The organism is Pseudohalocynthiibacter aestuariivivens (assembly GCF_018457175.1).
Taxonomy (GTDB): domain Bacteria; phylum Pseudomonadota; class Alphaproteobacteria; order Rhodobacterales; family Rhodobacteraceae; genus Pseudohalocynthiibacter; species Pseudohalocynthiibacter aestuariivivens.
The window spans coordinates 1-16686 of sequence record NZ_JAGFNU010000006.1 but is presented as its reverse complement, the minus strand read 5'-3'; the positions used below and the strand labels follow the sequence as shown (position 1 = coordinate 16686).

Here is a 16686-nt window from a genome sequence, read left to right as displayed (position 1 = left end):
GCTAGACCGCCCCTATGGTATCTGAGATCAAAGTCAAAATTTGCGGGCTGCGCGATGCGGCCCATGTCGCTGCCGCAGCTAAGGCTGGCGCGGCCTATGTCGGATTTAACTTTTTTTCTAAATCTCCCCGCTACATTAGCGTGGATGATGCCCGGTCGCTGGCCGTTGATGTGCCGCTTGGCATTGCCAAAGTGGCCCTGACCGTAAATGCTGACAACGCGTTTCTGGATGACATCGTTGGACGTGTTCCACTTGATATGTTGCAGTTGCACGGTTCTGAAAGTGTAGAACGTGTTGCCGAGATTCGTGCCCGTTATGGTTTGCCTGTCATGAAGGTTATTGGGGTCGCAGATGAGGGTGATCTTGCGGCTATTTCTGAATTTAGTAAAATCGCCGATCAATTGCTGATAGACGCGAAACCTCCCAAAGAGGCGGAACTTCCGGGTGGCAACGGACTTTCGTTTGACTGGCGGCTGATCGCCGGGCAGCGCTGGTCTGTGCCATGGATGCTTGCCGGGGGTTTGACCCCATTGAATGTTGCCGAGGCAATCAGCATGACGGGCGCGAAACAGGTAGATGTAGCTTCGGGCGTGGAAACGGCGCCGGGGGTAAAGGACGAGAGATTGATCGCGGATTTTATTAAGGCCGCGAGAGGAGAGAAGACATGAATGACCTTTTCAACAGTTTCATGAGCGGTCCCGACGAAAATGGCCGCTTTGGCAAATTTGGCGGGCGCTTCGTTTCTGAAACGCTGATGCCGCTGATCCTTGATCTTGAGGCCGAATATGAAAAGGCAAAAACGGATGATAGTTTCTGGGCCGAGATGGATGATCTCTGGAAGCACTATGTTGGTCGCCCAAGCCCGCTCTATTTTGCACCACGTCTGACAGGGGCGCTGGGTGGCGCAAAAATTTATCTCAAGCGGGACGAACTGAACCATACCGGTGCGCATAAGATCAACAACGTTCTGGGTCAGATTCTACTGGCTCGACGAATGGGAAAGACACGTATTATCGCTGAAACTGGCGCTGGGCAGCATGGGGTTGCGACAGCGACCGTCTGCGCCCGCTTCGGCCTTAAATGCATTGTCTATATGGGTGCGCACGATGTCGAACGTCAGGCGCCTAATGTGTTCCGCATGAAGCTGCTTGGCGCAGAGGTTATCTCTGTTACCTCTGGTCGTGGTACGCTCAAGGACGCGATGAATGACGCGCTGCGGGACTGGGTTACCAACGTGCGCGATACCTTCTATTGCATCGGTACTGTTGCAGGGCCGCACCCATACCCGGCGATGGTCCGCGATTTCCAGTCTATCATCGGCAAGGAAGCGAAGGAGCAGTTGCAGGAGCAAGAGGGTCGACTGCCCGACACGCTTATCGCAGCGATTGGTGGCGGGTCTAACGCAATGGGATTGTTCTATCCCTTCCTCGACGACACAGATGTGAACATCATCGGGGTAGAGGCCGGTGGCAAAGGCGTGAACGCCAAGATGGAACATTGCGCGTCGCTTACAGGTGGCCGCCCGGGCGTGCTGCATGGCAATCGAACTTATCTGTTACAGGATGATGATGGTCAAATCCTCGAAGGGTTCTCAATTTCGGCCGGTCTTGATTACCCCGGCATTGGCCCAGAACATTCATGGCTGCATGACATAGGCCGCGCCCAATACGTTTCAATCACCGACAAAGAAGCGCTGGAAGCGTTCCAGTTCTGTTGCGAGCAGGAAGGCATCATTCCGGCGCTCGAGCCGAGCCATGCGCTGGCACATGTGATGAAAATTGCGCCTGAACTGCCCAAGGATCATATCATCATCATGAACATGTGTGGCCGGGGTGACAAAGACATCTTCACTGTCGCCAAAGCGCTTGGGATTGAGATGAACGATGGTGACTGAGTTTTAGAACCCTGCCTTTCGAATCATGGGCTGGGCGCTTACTGCACGACGATACAGTTACAGGTTCTAACTGAACGTCACAGGCGTTTGTTTTTGACGGTTTACGTTCAGGGTAAAGACGTCCGGGCGCGCGTAGTGGCCACTGACATCAAATTTCCTTCGGGAAGCGCGTGCTGCGCTAACGTCGATTTCGGCAATAAGCAGCCCTTTTTCCTGATGCATTGGTCCGGCGGCGATACCGCCAAAGGGTTTGTAAACTACGGCATCGCCTGGGTTCACCCATTCATCATTATTCGGGAAAAGCTCTTCTCGGTACGGAATGTCCTTTGGGATGTCTTTTGCTTCAAGCGCGGTTGCGCAACCGATCACCCAACAGCCACCTTCGCGTGCGATATGCTGCATGGTGGATAGCCAAGTTTCGCCGCTGTCCCACGTTGGGGCAACATAGATATCAATGTTCTGAGCGTAGAGCGCGAAGCGCGCCAAGGGCATGAAGTTTTCCCAGCAGATCAATGCGCCAACCCGGCCAACGGCGGTCTCTACAACATTCAGGCCAGATCCGTCACCAAAACCCCAAACCATCCGCTCCGGATTTGTTGGCATTAGTTTCCTGTGGTTGTTCACCAGTTTGCCGTCAGCGTCTATAATCGCGCAGCTGTTGAACAGGGTGCTGCCACTGAGTGAGCCATCAACCTCCTGATAGCCGATGACAATAACAACGCCGTGTTCTTTTGCAGCTTCTTGCAAGAGCGCCAGGCCGTTTTTACTCAGGTCAACCGAATTTGCCAGAGACAACGCAAACAGTTCATCTGTTTTGCCCATCCCGGCACCTGGCGAAAGTCTCCAGACAAACGTTGGATATCCGGGAAGCCATGTTTCCGGGAACACGACCATCTCGCATCCCTGCTTTGCAGATTGCGCGACAAGTTCAACCGCTCTTTCCAATGATTTTTCTAACTTGAGGTATACCGGAGGCTGTTGAACAATGGATACTTTCATAGATTTTCCCTAACTCAGCTCAATTATCACGAAAATGTTACCAGAAAGCGCTGGGTTCGCAGCATCTATTTTTCAACTGTCGGCAAGGATTACTCAACAAACACGCTTGTGTTGGTTTAAATTCTTGATCTGATTAGTTTAAATGATCGAGGGGTAACGCGTTAAATCTGTAAATGCGCGATTTGAGGAATGAGGAAATTCATTTTGACGCAGCGTAAAACTCCAGAATATCAAGCGGAACGATTGCAAGTGCGCGCCGATGGGTCGCCTTGAGAACCACATTTGGGGCACACCCTTCGTCATGCGCCTGCAAAAACCGGCTGGCACATAAACACCATTGGTCCCCGGGTTCCAGCCCTGCAAAGCCGAATTCAGGACGCGGCGTGGACAGGTCGTTTCCAAGATATTTTGAAAACGCTAAAAACTCTGCTGTGACAATTGTACAGACCGTGTGGCTACCCTGATCCTGCGCACAAGTGTTGCAGTGACCATCCCGGAAATATCCTGTGGCAGGTGCAAAGGAACACGGCTCTAGCTTGCCGCCCAATACATTTATCGAAGGATCTTTCTCCATCACACCACTCTTCCTAGTGTAAGCATAAGTCAGGGTTAGAAACGCGCAAGCTTTTGCTAAAGGCTTTCCGCGATTAAACGAAACAATGCAACGTTCTGGTCGTCTACGCCTGTATCCCGGAAACTTCGGTCAGCAGCGCTTGTGGCGATTACAATGCCGCGCCGCTGATTGATGTAAAGGTACTGGCCGTAAATGCCGCGTGCCATAAATTCACCGGGAGTGGCGTCCTTGGGTATCCACCATTGATATCCATAACCATATTCATCCTCCGTAGTCGGCGCAGTAGCCGCAGTTGACTCTTCGACCCAAGCGCTGGGCACAACTTGCTGCCCGTCGATTTTACCCTTCTGGGCGTACATTAACCCAAGTCGCGCATAGTCGCGTGTGGTCATGTTTAATCCGCCAAGTACAAAGGCAACACCCTCCCCATCGGTGACGTAGAAGGGCGTCCTCTCAACCCCCATGGGGATAATAATGCGTTCCGATAGCAAGTCAGGAATGGAACGCCCTGTTGCACCACGGATCACCATACCGATTACATGGGTGTCGATCGAAACATACTTCCACGCGGCACCGGGTTCGGAAATTCGTTCAACAAGTTTCGCGGTAAAACTATCAAGCGCCTGCCCCAATGCAATGACCCGACCCATGCGATTAATATCGGAGTTGTAGTCCAGATAATCTTCGTCAAACTTCACTCCACTTGACGTTTGCAGGACATTTCGGATGGTTACACCTTCGTAAGCGGACCCCATCAGCAAAGGGGCATAGTCGGTTACTTGGGCATCAAGGGAACGGATTGACCCATCCTCAACCAACAAGCCTATCAGCGCTGAAAGAAAACTTTTGGCAATAGACCATGAGATACGTAGATCGTCAGAAGATGTGCCAAGATAGTAGTCTTCGAAAACGATTTTTCCATCTTTTAGAACAACAAGCGACGTCACCTGCCGTTCTTTGACCCAATCTTCTATCCCGGGTGGTAAGCTTGCAGGCGTCCCTTTAGGCAGAAGGCTTGCCGGGCCATCGCCGCGCGGCACATCAACGGTTAAGAACGCGGCATCCATATTGCTGAAGTTTGATACTATTTTTTCTTCAGAAAATAAGGCGTTGACGGCAATAAGGCGGGCAATTTCGTCACGCTTCCAAAGCGCTGCCGCGGCAAGAACGACCAGCAAAACCAGCAATGCTTTTAGCGCGATTTTGAATTTTCGGGACATGGTCTCCTCCTTTTGAAGAAACGAATTGCACGAGTTGGAAATGCCTGCCTTAACGCTATTTCGGCGACGTCAGACCGGCCCATCTAACCCAGCGACCGTGAAAATCGGCACGCCCTAACGTTACAGTCTGGCCGCTCGGCCATAGTGTCAGGGTGATCGCAGCGCCATCGTTATGCACATCGGGCTCCAACCGCAGCCAAGCAAGTGGGGCTGCGCGTGTTGCGCGATTTCCTGCTGTCTTCAAAAGACTGGATGCCCGGTTCGCTGTCTCCTTTGGCAAGTATTGCCAAAAGATCGAATGGTAGACGATATGTAGGGAGCCTGAGCACGAGGTCTTTAACCTTGTTTCGAGCCAGTCTGCTGCATCCGCACGCTCTACATTAAAGCCACCAGTTGCGGCCATGGCTAGCGCGGCTTTGGTTCTTTGCATACGCTCAGATTGGTCTGGCCAAGTGTAGGCCAACAGTCGAAGTCGATCATCTGGGTTATCTGGAGAGAGCGGAGCCTGATCACAGGCCGCTCTGTTTTGGATTCTGATTTCAGTCTTCGGGGGCAGCGAGCCGCTCCAGTCAGGGTTAAGCTGAACCGGGCTTTGCGGATCACCCCATGTATGATCTCCAATTGAAAGCGCGAACTGATCCCAGATCATATTAAGACCGGCACTTGCCCCAAGTTCGGACAGCACAAAGGGCATGTCAAGTTTGCTGGCCAATGTATGGAACGCTGGGATCAAAGCGCTGGATCGGCGTACTTCGTTGGTTTGGGGCGGGGACTTAAGCCACTGAAGAATGAAAGCTTCTTCATCAATGAGAGCTGAATGAACAGCGGCGCGAAGCGACACAATGTTTGTTAGGTCATGATGCGGGGGATATTGGGCCACTAGGGCGGGGTGACGCTCAAGCAGCACCAGTGCGTGTAGCGCACCGGCAAGCCGCAGTGCGACAGCGCCACCTCGCGCAGAAGGATCACCGGGCCAGCTCGATAATTTTTGGGCAACCGCGCCGGCGTTCGTTGGTAAATCCGCGAAGATACGACACAGCGTCGCGGTAAATGGAGATCCAAGCGCATCGCAGGCGTCCGCTTGAAAATGTGCTGTTTCATGAAAGCTCAAGAAAACTTATCCAACAAGCGTTGAAACGGAGATTTTTGCTTCTGAACTTCTGGTTTTTCTGGCGCTTCAGATCGTTTTGATTCCGGCTTGTTGTTCTTTCGTTGCGGGGAAAGCCTGAGCGCCACTGCGTTCAGAAACTTGCTGCTGTCGCCAGCGGCGAGCATCGGAGCAGCCTCTGCCAAACCGCTGATAAGATCGTCCAGCCACGCTGCATCTGCTTTGGCAAAATCATGCAGGACGTAGCCAGCAACCCTGTCTTTGTGGCCGGGATGCCCAATGCCAAGGCGCACACGTTCATACGCGTCACCAATGTGCTGATGCAATGAGCGCAGGCCGTTATGCCCGGCGTGTCCACCACCCTGCTTTACACGCAGCTTGCCGGGTGCAAGGTCAAGTTCGTCATGAAAAACAATAACATCTTCCGGCGCGATTTTGTAAAACCGGATCGCCTCGCCAACGGATTGACCTGAAAGGTTCATGAAGGTTTCTGGTTTCAGCAGAACGATTTTTACGTTTCCAAGCCGCCCTTCTGAAACTTGGCCCTGAAATTTTTTGCGCCAGGGGCTGAACCCGTGTTCTTCGGCGATACGTTCAACAGCTATATAACCGATATTGTGTCGGTTTCGCGCGTATTTCGCGCCCGGATTTCCAAGGCCAACAAAGAGTTTCATGGGGCTCGTTTTAGCGGCTTTGCCATGGGGAAGCCAGAGGCAGGGTAAGCCTGAAGAAGAATCAAATGCTCAACTTGTTGCAAGTGCCAGGCAAGGTGACGAGCATCGAAAAGTGTTTGGATTTTATTTACCCGCGAAAAGCTGAGGAAACCATTAAATGCAAACGCGGGGCCAATGGCCCCGCGCGAATATTCGAAACAAAAGCGGTGCTTTTATTCTTCAGCAGCCTCTTCGGTGCTTTCCTCATCCGCTTCGACTTCAGTGCTTTCACCTTCGTCTTCATCCTCGTCATCTGCAGAGCGCAGGCTGGATGGAGCAGAGATGTTCGCAATCACAAAATCACGGTCGATGGTTACCTTGGCACCCTTTGGCAGATCGATGTCGGAAATTGTCACTGTATCGCCAACATCAAGGCCAGTCAGATCGACGGTCAGCTTCTCAGGAATATCGCCAGCAGTCACCAAAAGCTCTACTTCCGGGCGCACAACGGTCAGAACGCCACCGCGTTTAATGCCAGGAGCTTCCTCTTCGTTAATGAAATCAACATGAATGAACAGTGCGATTTTGGTGTTCCGGTGCAGACGCAGCAGATCAAGGTGTGTCGGCAGGTCTTTAACAACATCACGTTGAACGTTACGGCAGATAACGCGAACGTCGTCGTGACCGTCAACTTTAAGGTTGAACAATGTTGACAGGAACCGGCCCTGTTTTAGCCTTGTGAACAGTACGTTAAACGGTACTTCAACCGGGAGCGGATCAGTGCCGCCGCCGTATACGATGCCAGGTACGTTGCCTTCGCGGCGAGATTTGCGAGCGGCCCCCTTGCCTGTCCCCGTGCGTACCGTAGCGTTAAGATCTGGGATCTCTCCAGCCATGGTTATTCTCCTAGGTTATGCGGTCATCCTCCAAGGGTGTATGCCCGCGTGAAGCCGCGCGTATAGACGACTCGGAAGCCCTTGGAAAGAGGCCAAATCGCCAATTTGGTCGATCAGGTCAGCTTTGGCGTGGATTTTGGAACAAAGTTCTGCAAAATACGCGCGTATGTCATACAGGGAACGGCCTTCCGGCTATGTGTTGCTACACCCAGCGGCCTTCAAAGTCCTCTGGAACCAGCAGTACGTCGCGTCCGACGTCTTTCAGGTCGCGATGACCGCAGAGCGCCATCGAGGTATCAAGCTCTTTGTGGATCACCTCAAGCGCCTTTGTCACACCGGCTTCGCCCATTGCGCCAAGACCATAGACAAAGGCACGGCCAATATATGTACCCTTCGCCCCCAATGCGCAGGCTTTTAAAACGTCCTGACCAGAGCGAATTCCACTGTCTAAGTGAACTTCAATCTTGTCACCAACCGCCTCAAGTATCGAGGGCAGGGCGCGGATCGAAGAAATTGCACCGTCTAGTTGCCGTCCACCGTGGTTGGAAACGATAATTGCATCTGCACCAACTTCAAGCGCCATACGGGCGTCGTCGGCATCCAGAATACCCTTAAGGATCACCTTGCCGCCCCACATTTTCTTGATCTTCGCGATCTTTTTCCAGTCAAGCGTTGGGTCAAACGCCTCGGCCGTCCAGGATGCAAGCGAAGACGGATCAGAAACGCCCTTTGCGTGCCCGACAACATTTCCAAAGAAACGGCGTTTGGTGCCAAGCATCCCAAGCCCCCAATGCGCCTTGGTCATCATGTTGGCAATTGATTTAACTGTCAGCTTGGGTGGCGCGGAAAGGCCGTTCTTAAGGTCTTTGTGGCGTTGTCCCAATATTTGAAGGTCGACCGTAATAACGAGCGCACTGCATTTCGCCGCCTTCGCGCGATCAACCAGATTGCGCATGAAATCGTCATCCCGCAGCGTATAGACCTGAAACCAGAATGGTGCGGTTGTGTTTTCCGCCACATCCTCGATCGAGCAGATCGACATTGTGGAAAGTGTGAAAGGAACGCCAAATTTCTCTGCCGCGCGGGCGGCCTTGATTTCGCCGTCAGCGCATTGCATGCCAGTCAACCCAACAGGGGCCAGCGCGACGGGCATGGAAACATCCTGCCCAATCATTTGGGTAGCTGTTGTGCGTCCGGACATGTCGACGGCGATCCGCTGGCGTAGCCTGATCTTTTCAAAATCAGAGGTGTTTTCGCGAAAGGTTTGTTCGGTCCAGCTGCCTGATTCTGCATAGTCGTAAAACATCTTGGGTGTGCGACGCTTATAGATGCGTTTCAGGTCTTCGATATTTGTGATGATGGGCATGCGGCTGGCCTTTGTGGCTGATTTTGGTAAGCGCCGTTTACCAATCAAGCAAAAAACCTGCAAGTTTTATGTAATTTTTGCGATCAAAATAACAAAGGGGTTGAATTAGTACGATTTCGAACTTAATAGTGCGATATCGTACTAATGGAGGTTGAGATGACCCTATCACGACGTAGAACACTAGCCCTTATCGGAGGCGGGATTATTCTGGCCGCAGGTTCAGCAGCGGGTGGATTCGCCGCAACACGAAGGCCAGATAAGGCCCTGATGCCCTGGGAGCGGGCAGGAGGATATGAAGACATCCGCCATTTCGCATTGTCTTATGCGATCCTTGCGCCAAACCCGCATAACCGCCAACCTTGGTTGGTCGACCTTAAAGGTGAAAATCGAATCGTTCTTTACCGGGACACGACACGAGAGCTGGAACACACCGACCCTTTTCAGCGTCAACTTGTCATCGGGCTTGGTTGCTTTCTGGAGCTGATGCGAATTGCTGCTGCAGAACGCGGCTTTGCAGTGGACTTAAAGATTTATCCTGAAGGCGAAGACGGGCCAGTTGCGATTGCTGATTTTAGCGAGGGCGCGCAAAAAGACCTACTATTCTCGCAAATACTGGGGCGTAGAACCTGTCGAAAACCGTTTGCCGATACCCCTGTTCCTGGTGAAATAGTGGACGCGCTTTCAGGATATGGTGAGATCATTACCCAACTTGAACGTGTTGTGGAAATTCGCGAACTGACTTGGCAGGCCATGAAGGTTGAGTCCGAAACACCCCGGACCCTCAGCGAAAGCATTGATTTGCTTCGTCTTGGTAAGGCAGAAATCAACGCCAATCCTGACGGCATATCCTTGGGCGGCCCACTGGTGGAAACCCTGGTCGCTTTCGGGGCTGTAACACGGGACGGGCAGCGTGACCCGTCCAGCAAACAGTTCGCGACGACGCAGGAGATGTTTCGCGATATTGCAATGGCGTCCCCGGCTTATGCCGTTATCAAAACCGGTCAAAATACGCGGAGAGACCAGATTGACGCCGGGCGCCGCTGGGTTCGGTTGAATCTTGCGACCACGGGTTTAGGGCTTTCCCTGCATCCTGTCAGCCAAGCCTTGCAGGAATACCCAGAAATGGCCGAGCATTACACGCATATCCACGAGATACTTACCGAGCCGGGAGAAACAGTTCAAATGCTTGGGCGCCTGGGATACGGTCCTGATGTGGCGCAATCCCCGCGCTGGCCGCTCGAAACACGGATGTTGAATGGATAAAGAACAGACAGCGACTTACTTTTCGTTTTTCACGGAAATCGGTATACTTGACCAACTTGTTTCTGCAGGGCTAGAGGCGCGTTTGCCAGCAGGTTTACTGATGTCGCATTTCACAGTGATCAACCATTTGGTGAGGGTTGGAGATGGTGGTACGCCACTCGCTCTGGCTCGCGCCTTTCAGGTTCCAAAGACCACGATGACACATACATTGGCTGGGCTGGTCAAACACGGATTGGCAGAGATGCGCCCAAATCCAAAGGACAAGCGGTCAAAACAAGTCTGGCTGACAGAGGAAGGGCGCTCGTTTCGTAAGGTGGCAATAGCCACTGCAATTCCAGTTTTCGAAAGAGTTTCTCGGAAAATACCTGCGGAACGGTTGGCAGAGGTGCTGCCATTGCTTCAGGAGCTACGAGAACTTTTAGACGAAGACCGAGATGCTAAAGACTGAAGCTTAGGCGCGGTGCGCCCCATCAGCGAGCGATTTAATAAATGCCAGAACGTCAGCTGGAGAGTCGCCATCGCCAATTCGCTTCACGATCGCAGAGCCAACAACAGCACCGTCGGCAATGCGTGCAATAGCTTCGGATTTTTCAGGAGTGTTGATGCCAAAACCAACGATTACAGGCAAATCTGTTTTCGCTTTGATGCGTGCAACCTCGGGGCCAACATTCGCTGCCTCTGCCTCGGCCGCGCCTGTGATGCCGGTTATAGAAACGTAGTAGACGAAACCAGACGTGTTTTGCAGCACTTTCGGTAGGCGTTTGTCATCGGTTGTAGGTGTCGCGAGGCGAATGAAATTCATTCCTGCGGCCTGCGCCGGAATGCAAAGCTCTCCATCTTCCTCTGGGGGCAGATCGACGACAATCATGCCGTCGATACCAGCAGCTTTCGCATCGACCAGAAACTTGTCAACGCCACGATTATAGATCGGGTTGTAGTACCCCATAAGAACAATTGGCGTTTCATTGTCGGTTTTGCGAAAGTCGCGCGCAAGCTGAAGCGTGCGTTCAAGTGTCATGCCCGCAGCAAGGGCGCGCTGCCCTGCAAACTGGATCGTGGGTCCATCTGCCATAGGGTCAGTGAAAGGAATGCCCAGTTCAATAACATCAACGCCGGCAGCAGGCAGGCCTTTGACAATCTCAAGCGACGTTTCGTAGTTCGGGTCACCTGCCATGACATACGTCACAAAAGCTTTTTTGCCTGCTTTACGTAATTCAGAGAATTTCTGATCAATCCGTGTCATGGGAGTCCCTCAATATCTTTCAACAGGGTTTGCGCGAGCTTTTAGTGAATTTCAATGGTATTCCGACAAAAATCTTTGGCTAATCTAAGCAATCGCAATACTTCTTATCAAAAATTGCAATTTGAACATGAAACGCGGTGTTTCTACTTCTGTGCAAAGCAGAAAAAGGAATTCAAAGTGAAAGTAGAACGACGTGCTGCCTTTTCATCAGATGGAAAAGGTGGAAACCCGGCAGGTGTAGTCCTGACAAATGAGTTACCCACGGCAGATCAAATGCAGGAGGTGGCTGCAGAAGTCGGTTATTCGGAAACCGTTTTTGCAGCCCCGCAAAAAGGTGGGTTCCGGGTGCGGTACTTTGCGCCAGAAGCCGAAGTGCCGTTTTGCGGTCATGCAACAATCGCGCTGGGCGCGGAGCTTGGGAAAACCAATGGCGCTGGTAAGTATGCTTTAACATTGAATGACACTGAGATAACCGTCGAAGCCTTTGAGGAAGATGGTGCCTGGAGTGCACGGCTCGTTTCTCCCAACACGTCTTACAGAGATGTTGAGCCGGACCTGCGTGCTGACGCGCTCGCACTATTTGGTTGGACGGAAGCGGATATTGATCCATCTCTGGATATGGCGCGCATCAACGGCGGTGCGGAGCATTTGCTGATACCTTTGGCGACACACGAGGCGCTTAAGGGCATGAAATATGATTTCGACAAGGGTGCTGCGCTGATGCAGGCGCATAGCCTTGTCACAATCAATCTGGTCTGGCGCGAAAATGCTAATACCATCCACAGCCGGAACCCCTTTGCGGGTCATGGAGTCTACGAAGACCCGGCAACGGGTGCCGCTGCCGCGGCACTGGCCGGTTACATGCGTGACAGCGCGCAGGTTACAGAGCCATTTACGGTGCATCAGGGTGTAGATATGGGTGTGCCGTCGCGGCTTATCGTCGATCCCAACCCGGGCAAAGGGCAGTCTGTTAACGTTGCCGGGCAGACGCGTGTTATCAACAATTGATCTATTTGCGTTGACCCCGGTAGCGCTTATTTCGTAGATGCGTCCGAGTTTGGATGAATGCAAGCAAGGACGTGAACGATATGGGTTTCAAAATGGGGATCGTTGGCCTGCCTAATGTAGGTAAGTCGACATTGTTCAATGCGTTGACAAAAACCGCCGCCGCACAGGCGGCGAACTTCCCGTTCTGCACAATCGAGCCGAACGTCGGCGAGGTTGGCGTACCCGACTCACGGCTTGAAACACTCGCTGGTATCGCCGGGTCAAAGCAAATCATCCCGACCCGAATGACATTTGTCGATATCGCGGGGCTCGTGAAAGGTGCCTCAAAAGGCGAAGGGCTTGGAAACCAGTTTCTTGCAAACATTCGGGAAGTTGACGCCATTGCACATGTGCTGCGGTGTTTTGAAGACGGCGATGTCACCCACGTTGAAGGCCGGGTCGATCCGGTTGAAGACGCGGAAACCATCGAGACCGAGCTTATGCTTGCGGATATGGAATCAATCGAACGCCGCCTGCAAAACATTGTTCGTAAGGTAAAAGGTGGCGATAAGGACGCGGTCCAGCAAGAGCGCCTGCTGCGTCAGGCTTTGGCTGTGCTGGAAGACGGCAATCCGGCCCGCACCGTAGAGGTGGATAAGGACGACCTTAAAGCATGGAACACGCTACAGCTTCTGACGACGAAGCCGATACTTTTTGTCTGCAACGTTGACGAAGACTCTGCCGCAACGGGGAATGAGCACTCTGAAAAAGTTGCGAAAATGGCGGCAGAGCAGGGTGCTGCTCATGTGGTTATTTCGGCCCAGATTGAAGAAGAAATAAGCCAGTTGGACCCAGAAGAAGCCACCATGTTTCTTGAAGAAATGGGACTACACGAAGCTGGTCTGGACCGGTTAATCCGGGCTGGCTACGAGCTACTCGAGCTGCAAACCTATTTCACGGTCGGTCCGAAAGAGGCGCGCGCCTGGACCATCAGGCGCGGCACCCTGGCACCACAAGCTGCTGGTGTCATCCACGGGGATTTTGAACGCGGATTTATCCGTTCGGAAACCATCGCCTTTGACGATTTTGTGGCATTAAAAGGCGAGCAGGGTGCCAAGGACGCCGGAAAAATGCGTGTTGAAGGTAAAGGCTACGAAGTTAAAGACGGCGATGTGCTGCATTTCCTGTTCAACGCCTAATTCCTAAGAATGACTTTGACGCCAAGGAGCAGGGGTTTTTGCGTTTTTTCGTTCGTTTGATGGCGCTTAGTCTGCTTGCAGAAATGTTTGCCACCAACGTCGCACGTTCCGCGCCGACGAGTGCCAATCAATGCATCCATCAAAACAAGTAGGTCTGAGGAAGCTGTTTAAGATTTTCTCAGGATAAGCGCGTCAGATCATCAAAACCATGTTGCAACCACGGCTTCGTGCAAATATACGCATCGGCGGAGATGTGGCCGAGTGGTCGAAGGCGCTCCCCTGCTAAGGGAGTAGGCCCGGAAGGGTCTCGAGGGTTCGAATCCCTTCGTCTCCGCCACTAAAATATTATATGTTATTGATATTATTTAATAAATAGTGACTCGATGACTATCTATCCCCCGTATTGTCCCCCACTTAATTCTGTAATTCGTGGGTAATGAGCGGAAAGGGTTTGCGGAAGCAACATAGAACGAAAGAGATGAATACTACCAGTTCGAGCAAGGGCATGTTGAGTGCGGTTAGACGATGAACCACAGCTGTGTCACTGCGCGACCCAAAACCTCTTGACGGATCAAAGGCCTGCGCCACGACGCTGGTTTTGGCAGCGATAATTTCAATAAGGACAGAATATGCTTAAGAACACTATCCTTGCGGCAACAATCGCTCTTATTGGCATGTGTCAAGAAGCAACGAAACGTTCACGCTCGTGAAAGGAAAAAAGACAGATGCAGCATTGAAGTGTTTTACCAAATATACTGACAAGATCATTGGATATGAAAGGCAAGTTATGAAACGAATTTATGCAACCGCTGCGATTGCTTTTATGGCAGGTTATCTAGTTAACGATGTTGTTCAGGTGTTGGGTTTAGGTGTCCAACCCGCACAAGCGTCAGTTGCGGGGATGAATTACCGCCTCCTCTCAAGAGATCCTGATTTCATAGAAGCCGTCCTTCAGGTTGTTGATGGGGCTTGTCGGGTCAATGATGGGGCTGAAACCGTCTACTGCTAATCCTCAACCGTATTTGATGGCGGATATTTGCATGGCTAATAAGAAGCTTTATATATTGAACAAATGTGCCACGCTAGAATACAACCAAACTTCGTGCCAATTTGAAAATTCATGGTAAGGCCCCATGCCTCGCGCGTTAACGCTTCGGAAAAGTGTCTTGATTTTGCCTTTCAACTGCACACGTAAAAAAGTGACTACCCGCGCCGGTCCCGTTCTGATGACTTGAGAGGTTGCACCTCCCCCTACTAGCGCGCGCTCAATCGCATTCTTGGTAGTTTGACTCCATGCAAATCCTAGCTCGCCTTTGCGCCATACCTAGTCAAGTGTGGCAATCGTCAAAGTACATCGTGCAAATACGTTCGAAAAGAAGCACTGAGGTCGGCGAACAATATCAATCAGCCGGACGCTGGCACGAAAGAAGCTCTTGTGATGAGCCGAGCGTCAGGAATTAGCGCATTTTTTGAATTTTCAGCTTGTCTTGTTTTGCTCTATTCTTAGTCGATTCCTCAGAACGCGTGAGAGCTTTGGCAATAGCCTTTAAACTCATCCCCTTTGACACCAGCATATGCAGCTTTTGAATTTCCTCATGTGTCCAAGCTTGGCGGTGGCGTTCGTAACGTTCGGTCATTGGGTCGTCTACCTTATCATTATGTTGGAGCTTTCATAAAGCCTGGTCGTACCGATGGCGCCGATACAATGGCGATAACGATCATGGAAGGACCTGTCGATCAAATAGGTGCTGAGGATAAAATACGCTCAATTTATTTACGTGACCCTGACCCGAACCTAATCGAGATATCCAACTGCTATGAATGGCAGCAAAGTCCCGCATAACAGTCATACGTCCAAGCCCAATACACACGGCCTCACCGACACACTCTAACGATGTTTGAGTACATTCCTCACAGCCGCTAACGCGGCCCACACCAACACACGCGGTGTTGGGTATGCCGTATCAGCAAAAAACTGCAAACACGCACCACAGGAGGCACTCAGCGCCGCTGATTTCTGACAGAATGCCTCGGACGACCGGTCTGCAGAAGACCTGCTTTCTCTTATGTATCGAATGGCGGCTATCGGGGGAAATACTAATAAAACGCGGCAAATTGCACTGGACGAATGAAGGCTACATGTCATGATGCGGGTATATTAATTGGGAAAGGTGAGGCAATGATTGATGCGCAAGCAGTGGCCAAGATGGCGGCAGACTATACTGCAGCTTGGAACTCTAAGTCCGCAGAGGCGGTGGCCTCTTTCTACGCAGAAGACGGCGAAATCATTATAAACAATGGCGATCCATGGAGTGGTCGGTCGCGCGTTCAGGATATGGCTGCAGGCTTTTATGCGGATGTCCCAGATTTGACGCTCACCTGTGATGATGTGCGTTGTGCTGGAACTCATGTGATTTTCGTTTGGACATTCACAGGGCACGATGCAGCCAGTGGAAATCCGCTGAACATTCGGGGATGGGAAGAATGGGAAGTTGGTGACGACCTCAAGGTAAAGGCTTCTCGCGGGTGGTTTGATGCTGAGGATTATGGACGGCAGGCCGAAGGCAAGTAGCCACATTTTGGACTGCGCAGGCACATTCTTGTGTGCTTGCGATAGTGCAGACGCGCTATCTAGTGATCTGTCCGAAAGCCGCCATTCGGCGATGTCGGACTCCCTTAAATATAAATGACGCCTGACAGCCGCTAACGCGGCGCTGTGCATGCCGTTCAGAAAAATACCGACGCAGCACGCCGGTCACGTACCGACATAGCACCATAGCAGCACCCAGCACGCCAGTACACGAGCGGGTGAGATGCAGAATTTCTGAGGTGGTGAGAATGTCGACTGCTGAGACGCGGAAAGGGCCAAGCCATTCTGAAACAACGAGAAAGGATTAAACGATAGACCATCGAAGCCCCGCGCTTGCAACACCGCAAGACTGCTGCATAATCAATCCAACCAGATAGGCCAGATACTCTATTAGCTCAAGCAGCTCTTAAGACCATTATCCCTGATGACGGACAGCTCGATTACGTCGGCTCTTGGATTGTCGCGAGAAAGAAGACCAACTCAAGAACCCTAGATTGTGCTGTAGGTACTCCGCTACCGCCAGTCCCATACTCCCCTTCTTGAGCAATAGTATCAGCGTTAAATCGGTTGTCTAGCCCCCAATTTCAGTACCAGTAATTTTCGTTTTCTCTAATAAGGTTTCAAGCACTGGCGGGCGCATGTTCAATGCGTGATGTGGTCTTATCCGGTTGTATTGCCTGAGCCAAACATTGAT

General features: G+C 51.8%; 17 protein-coding genes and 1 tRNA gene. 9 read left to right on the top strand and 9 right to left on the bottom strand.

Annotation, left to right across the window (positions count from 1 at the left end; genetic code table 11):
- The first annotated feature begins 14 nt into the window (after window positions 1-14).
- The gene (locus J4E70_RS10310; RefSeq protein WP_213889127.1) at window positions 15-668 is read left to right on the top strand and encodes a phosphoribosylanthranilate isomerase; all 654 of its coding nucleotides are present in this window, start codon (window positions 15-17) and stop codon (window positions 666-668) included.
- Window positions 665-1894, top strand: a complete 1230-nt coding sequence (gene trpB, locus J4E70_RS10305; protein WP_213889126.1) for a tryptophan synthase subunit beta — start codon at window positions 665-667, stop codon at window positions 1892-1894. The genes J4E70_RS10310 and trpB overlap by 4 nt, the downstream gene beginning before the upstream one ends.
- Window positions 1895-1960: 66 nt before the next feature.
- Here trpB and J4E70_RS10300 read toward each other — a convergent pair whose 3' ends face one another.
- From J4E70_RS10300 to J4E70_RS10270, 7 genes are all read right to left on the bottom strand, one after another.
- Window positions 1961-2893 (bottom strand): carbon-nitrogen hydrolase family protein, encoded by a 933-nt coding sequence (locus tag J4E70_RS10300; RefSeq protein WP_213889125.1) that lies wholly within the window; start codon window positions 2891-2893, stop codon window positions 1961-1963.
- A 199-nt stretch (window positions 2894-3092) separates the two neighbouring features.
- Window positions 3093-3467 (bottom strand): DUF2237 family protein, encoded by a 375-nt coding sequence (locus J4E70_RS10295; protein ID WP_213889123.1) that lies wholly within the window; start codon window positions 3465-3467, stop codon window positions 3093-3095.
- A 56-nt stretch (window positions 3468-3523) separates the two neighbouring features.
- Entirely contained in the window at window positions 3524-4687 is a 1164-nt protein-coding gene (locus J4E70_RS10290) for a serine hydrolase domain-containing protein (RefSeq protein WP_213889121.1), read from the bottom strand.
- 55 nt (window positions 4688-4742) lie between these two features.
- Window positions 4743-5798 carry a DUF2332 domain-containing protein gene (locus tag J4E70_RS10285; protein WP_213889120.1) on the bottom strand — a complete coding sequence of 352 codons (1056 nt, stop codon included), beginning with the start codon at window positions 5796-5798 and terminating at the stop codon, window positions 4743-4745.
- Window positions 5795-6469, bottom strand: a complete 675-nt coding sequence (pth, locus tag J4E70_RS10280) for an aminoacyl-tRNA hydrolase (protein ID WP_213889118.1) — start codon at window positions 6467-6469, stop codon at window positions 5795-5797. The genes J4E70_RS10285 and pth overlap by 4 nt, the downstream gene beginning before the upstream one ends.
- Window positions 6470-6681: 212 nt before the next feature.
- Complete coding sequence (locus tag J4E70_RS10275) at window positions 6682-7344, bottom strand: 50S ribosomal protein L25/general stress protein Ctc (RefSeq protein ID WP_213889116.1); 663 nt, start codon at window positions 7342-7344, stop codon at window positions 6682-6684.
- 202 nt (window positions 7345-7546) lie between these two features.
- Complete coding sequence (locus J4E70_RS10270) at window positions 7547-8710, bottom strand: alpha-hydroxy acid oxidase (protein WP_213889115.1); 1164 nt, start codon at window positions 8708-8710, stop codon at window positions 7547-7549.
- Window positions 8711-8866: 156 nt separating this feature from the next.
- Here J4E70_RS10270 and J4E70_RS10265 point away from each other — a divergent pair, with 156 nt between their 5' ends.
- Together J4E70_RS10265 and J4E70_RS10260 are read left to right on the top strand one after the other, a co-directional pair.
- Entirely contained in the window at window positions 8867-9973 is a 1107-nt protein-coding gene (locus tag J4E70_RS10265; RefSeq protein ID WP_213889112.1) for an Acg family FMN-binding oxidoreductase, read from the top strand.
- The gene (locus tag J4E70_RS10260) at window positions 9966-10421 is read left to right on the top strand and encodes a MarR family winged helix-turn-helix transcriptional regulator (RefSeq protein ID WP_213889110.1); all 456 of its coding nucleotides are present in this window, start codon (window positions 9966-9968) and stop codon (window positions 10419-10421) included. The genes J4E70_RS10265 and J4E70_RS10260 overlap by 8 nt, the downstream gene beginning before the upstream one ends.
- 3 nt (window positions 10422-10424) lie before the next feature.
- Here J4E70_RS10260 and trpA read toward each other — a convergent pair whose 3' ends face one another.
- Window positions 10425-11216: a tryptophan synthase subunit alpha gene (gene trpA / locus J4E70_RS10255; RefSeq protein WP_213889109.1), complete on the bottom strand. Its 792-nt coding sequence runs from the start codon at window positions 11214-11216 to the stop codon at window positions 10425-10427.
- 177 nt (window positions 11217-11393) lie between these two features.
- Between trpA and J4E70_RS10250 the strand changes: the two genes are divergently transcribed.
- The 4 genes from J4E70_RS10250 (at window position 11394) to J4E70_RS10235 (ending at window position 14411) form a co-directional block, all read left to right on the top strand.
- A complete protein-coding gene (locus J4E70_RS10250) occupies window positions 11394-12224 on the top strand; it encodes a PhzF family phenazine biosynthesis protein (protein WP_247077550.1) in 831 nt (276 codons plus the stop codon).
- Between the two features lie 80 nt (window positions 12225-12304).
- Window positions 12305-13402: a redox-regulated ATPase YchF gene (gene ychF / locus J4E70_RS10245; protein ID WP_213889444.1), complete on the top strand. Its 1098-nt coding sequence runs from the start codon at window positions 12305-12307 to the stop codon at window positions 13400-13402.
- Window positions 13403-13649: 247 nt separating this feature from the next.
- Window positions 13650-13739, top strand: a tRNA-Ser gene (locus J4E70_RS10240).
- Between the two features lie 369 nt (window positions 13740-14108).
- On the top strand, window positions 14109-14411 hold the full coding sequence (locus J4E70_RS10235; RefSeq protein WP_213889105.1) for a hypothetical protein: 303 nt from the start codon (window positions 14109-14111) through the stop codon (window positions 14409-14411).
- Window positions 14412-14859: 448 nt separating this feature from the next.
- Here the strand turns inward: J4E70_RS10235 and J4E70_RS10230 are convergent, their stop codons facing one another.
- Complete coding sequence (locus J4E70_RS10230) at window positions 14860-15039, bottom strand: hypothetical protein (protein ID WP_213889104.1); 180 nt, start codon at window positions 15037-15039, stop codon at window positions 14860-14862.
- A 542-nt stretch (window positions 15040-15581) separates the two neighbouring features.
- Between J4E70_RS10230 and J4E70_RS10225 the strand changes: the two genes are divergently transcribed.
- Entirely contained in the window at window positions 15582-15974 is a 393-nt protein-coding gene (locus tag J4E70_RS10225; protein WP_213889103.1) for a nuclear transport factor 2 family protein, read from the top strand.
- Window positions 15975-16686 lie beyond the last annotated feature (712 nt).

Bases quoted from the DNA above. Each gene is read 5' to 3' on its own strand.
- J4E70_RS10310 (WP_213889127.1), top strand. From the start codon at position 15: ATGGTATCTGAGATCAAAGTCAAAATTTGCGGGCTGCGCGATGCGGCC.
- trpB (WP_213889126.1), top strand. From the start codon at position 665: ATGAATGACCTTTTCAACAGTTTCATGAGCGGTCCCGACGAAAATGGC.
- J4E70_RS10300 (WP_213889125.1), bottom strand. From the start codon at position 2,893: ATGAAAGTATCCATTGTTCAACAGCCTCCGGTATACCTCAAGTTAGAA.
- J4E70_RS10295 (WP_213889123.1), bottom strand. From the start codon at position 3,467: ATGGAGAAAGATCCTTCGATAAATGTATTGGGCGGCAAGCTAGAGCCG.
- J4E70_RS10290 (WP_213889121.1), bottom strand. From the start codon at position 4,687: ATGTCCCGAAAATTCAAAATCGCGCTAAAAGCATTGCTGGTTTTGCTG.
- pth (WP_213889118.1), bottom strand. From the start codon at position 6,469: ATGAAACTCTTTGTTGGCCTTGGAAATCCGGGCGCGAAATACGCGCGA.
- J4E70_RS10275 (WP_213889116.1), bottom strand. From the start codon at position 7,344: ATGGCTGGAGAGATCCCAGATCTTAACGCTACGGTACGCACGGGGACA.
- J4E70_RS10270 (WP_213889115.1), bottom strand. From the start codon at position 8,710: ATGCCCATCATCACAAATATCGAAGACCTGAAACGCATCTATAAGCGT.
- J4E70_RS10265 (WP_213889112.1), top strand. From the start codon at position 8,867: ATGACCCTATCACGACGTAGAACACTAGCCCTTATCGGAGGCGGGATT.
- J4E70_RS10260 (WP_213889110.1), top strand. From the start codon at position 9,966: ATGGATAAAGAACAGACAGCGACTTACTTTTCGTTTTTCACGGAAATC.
- trpA (WP_213889109.1), bottom strand. From the start codon at position 11,216: ATGACACGGATTGATCAGAAATTCTCTGAATTACGTAAAGCAGGCAAA.
- ychF (WP_213889444.1), top strand. From the start codon at position 12,305: ATGGGTTTCAAAATGGGGATCGTTGGCCTGCCTAATGTAGGTAAGTCG.
- J4E70_RS10230 (WP_213889104.1), bottom strand. From the start codon at position 15,039: ATGACCGAACGTTACGAACGCCACCGCCAAGCTTGGACACATGAGGAA.
- J4E70_RS10225 (WP_213889103.1), top strand. From the start codon at position 15,582: ATGATTGATGCGCAAGCAGTGGCCAAGATGGCGGCAGACTATACTGCA.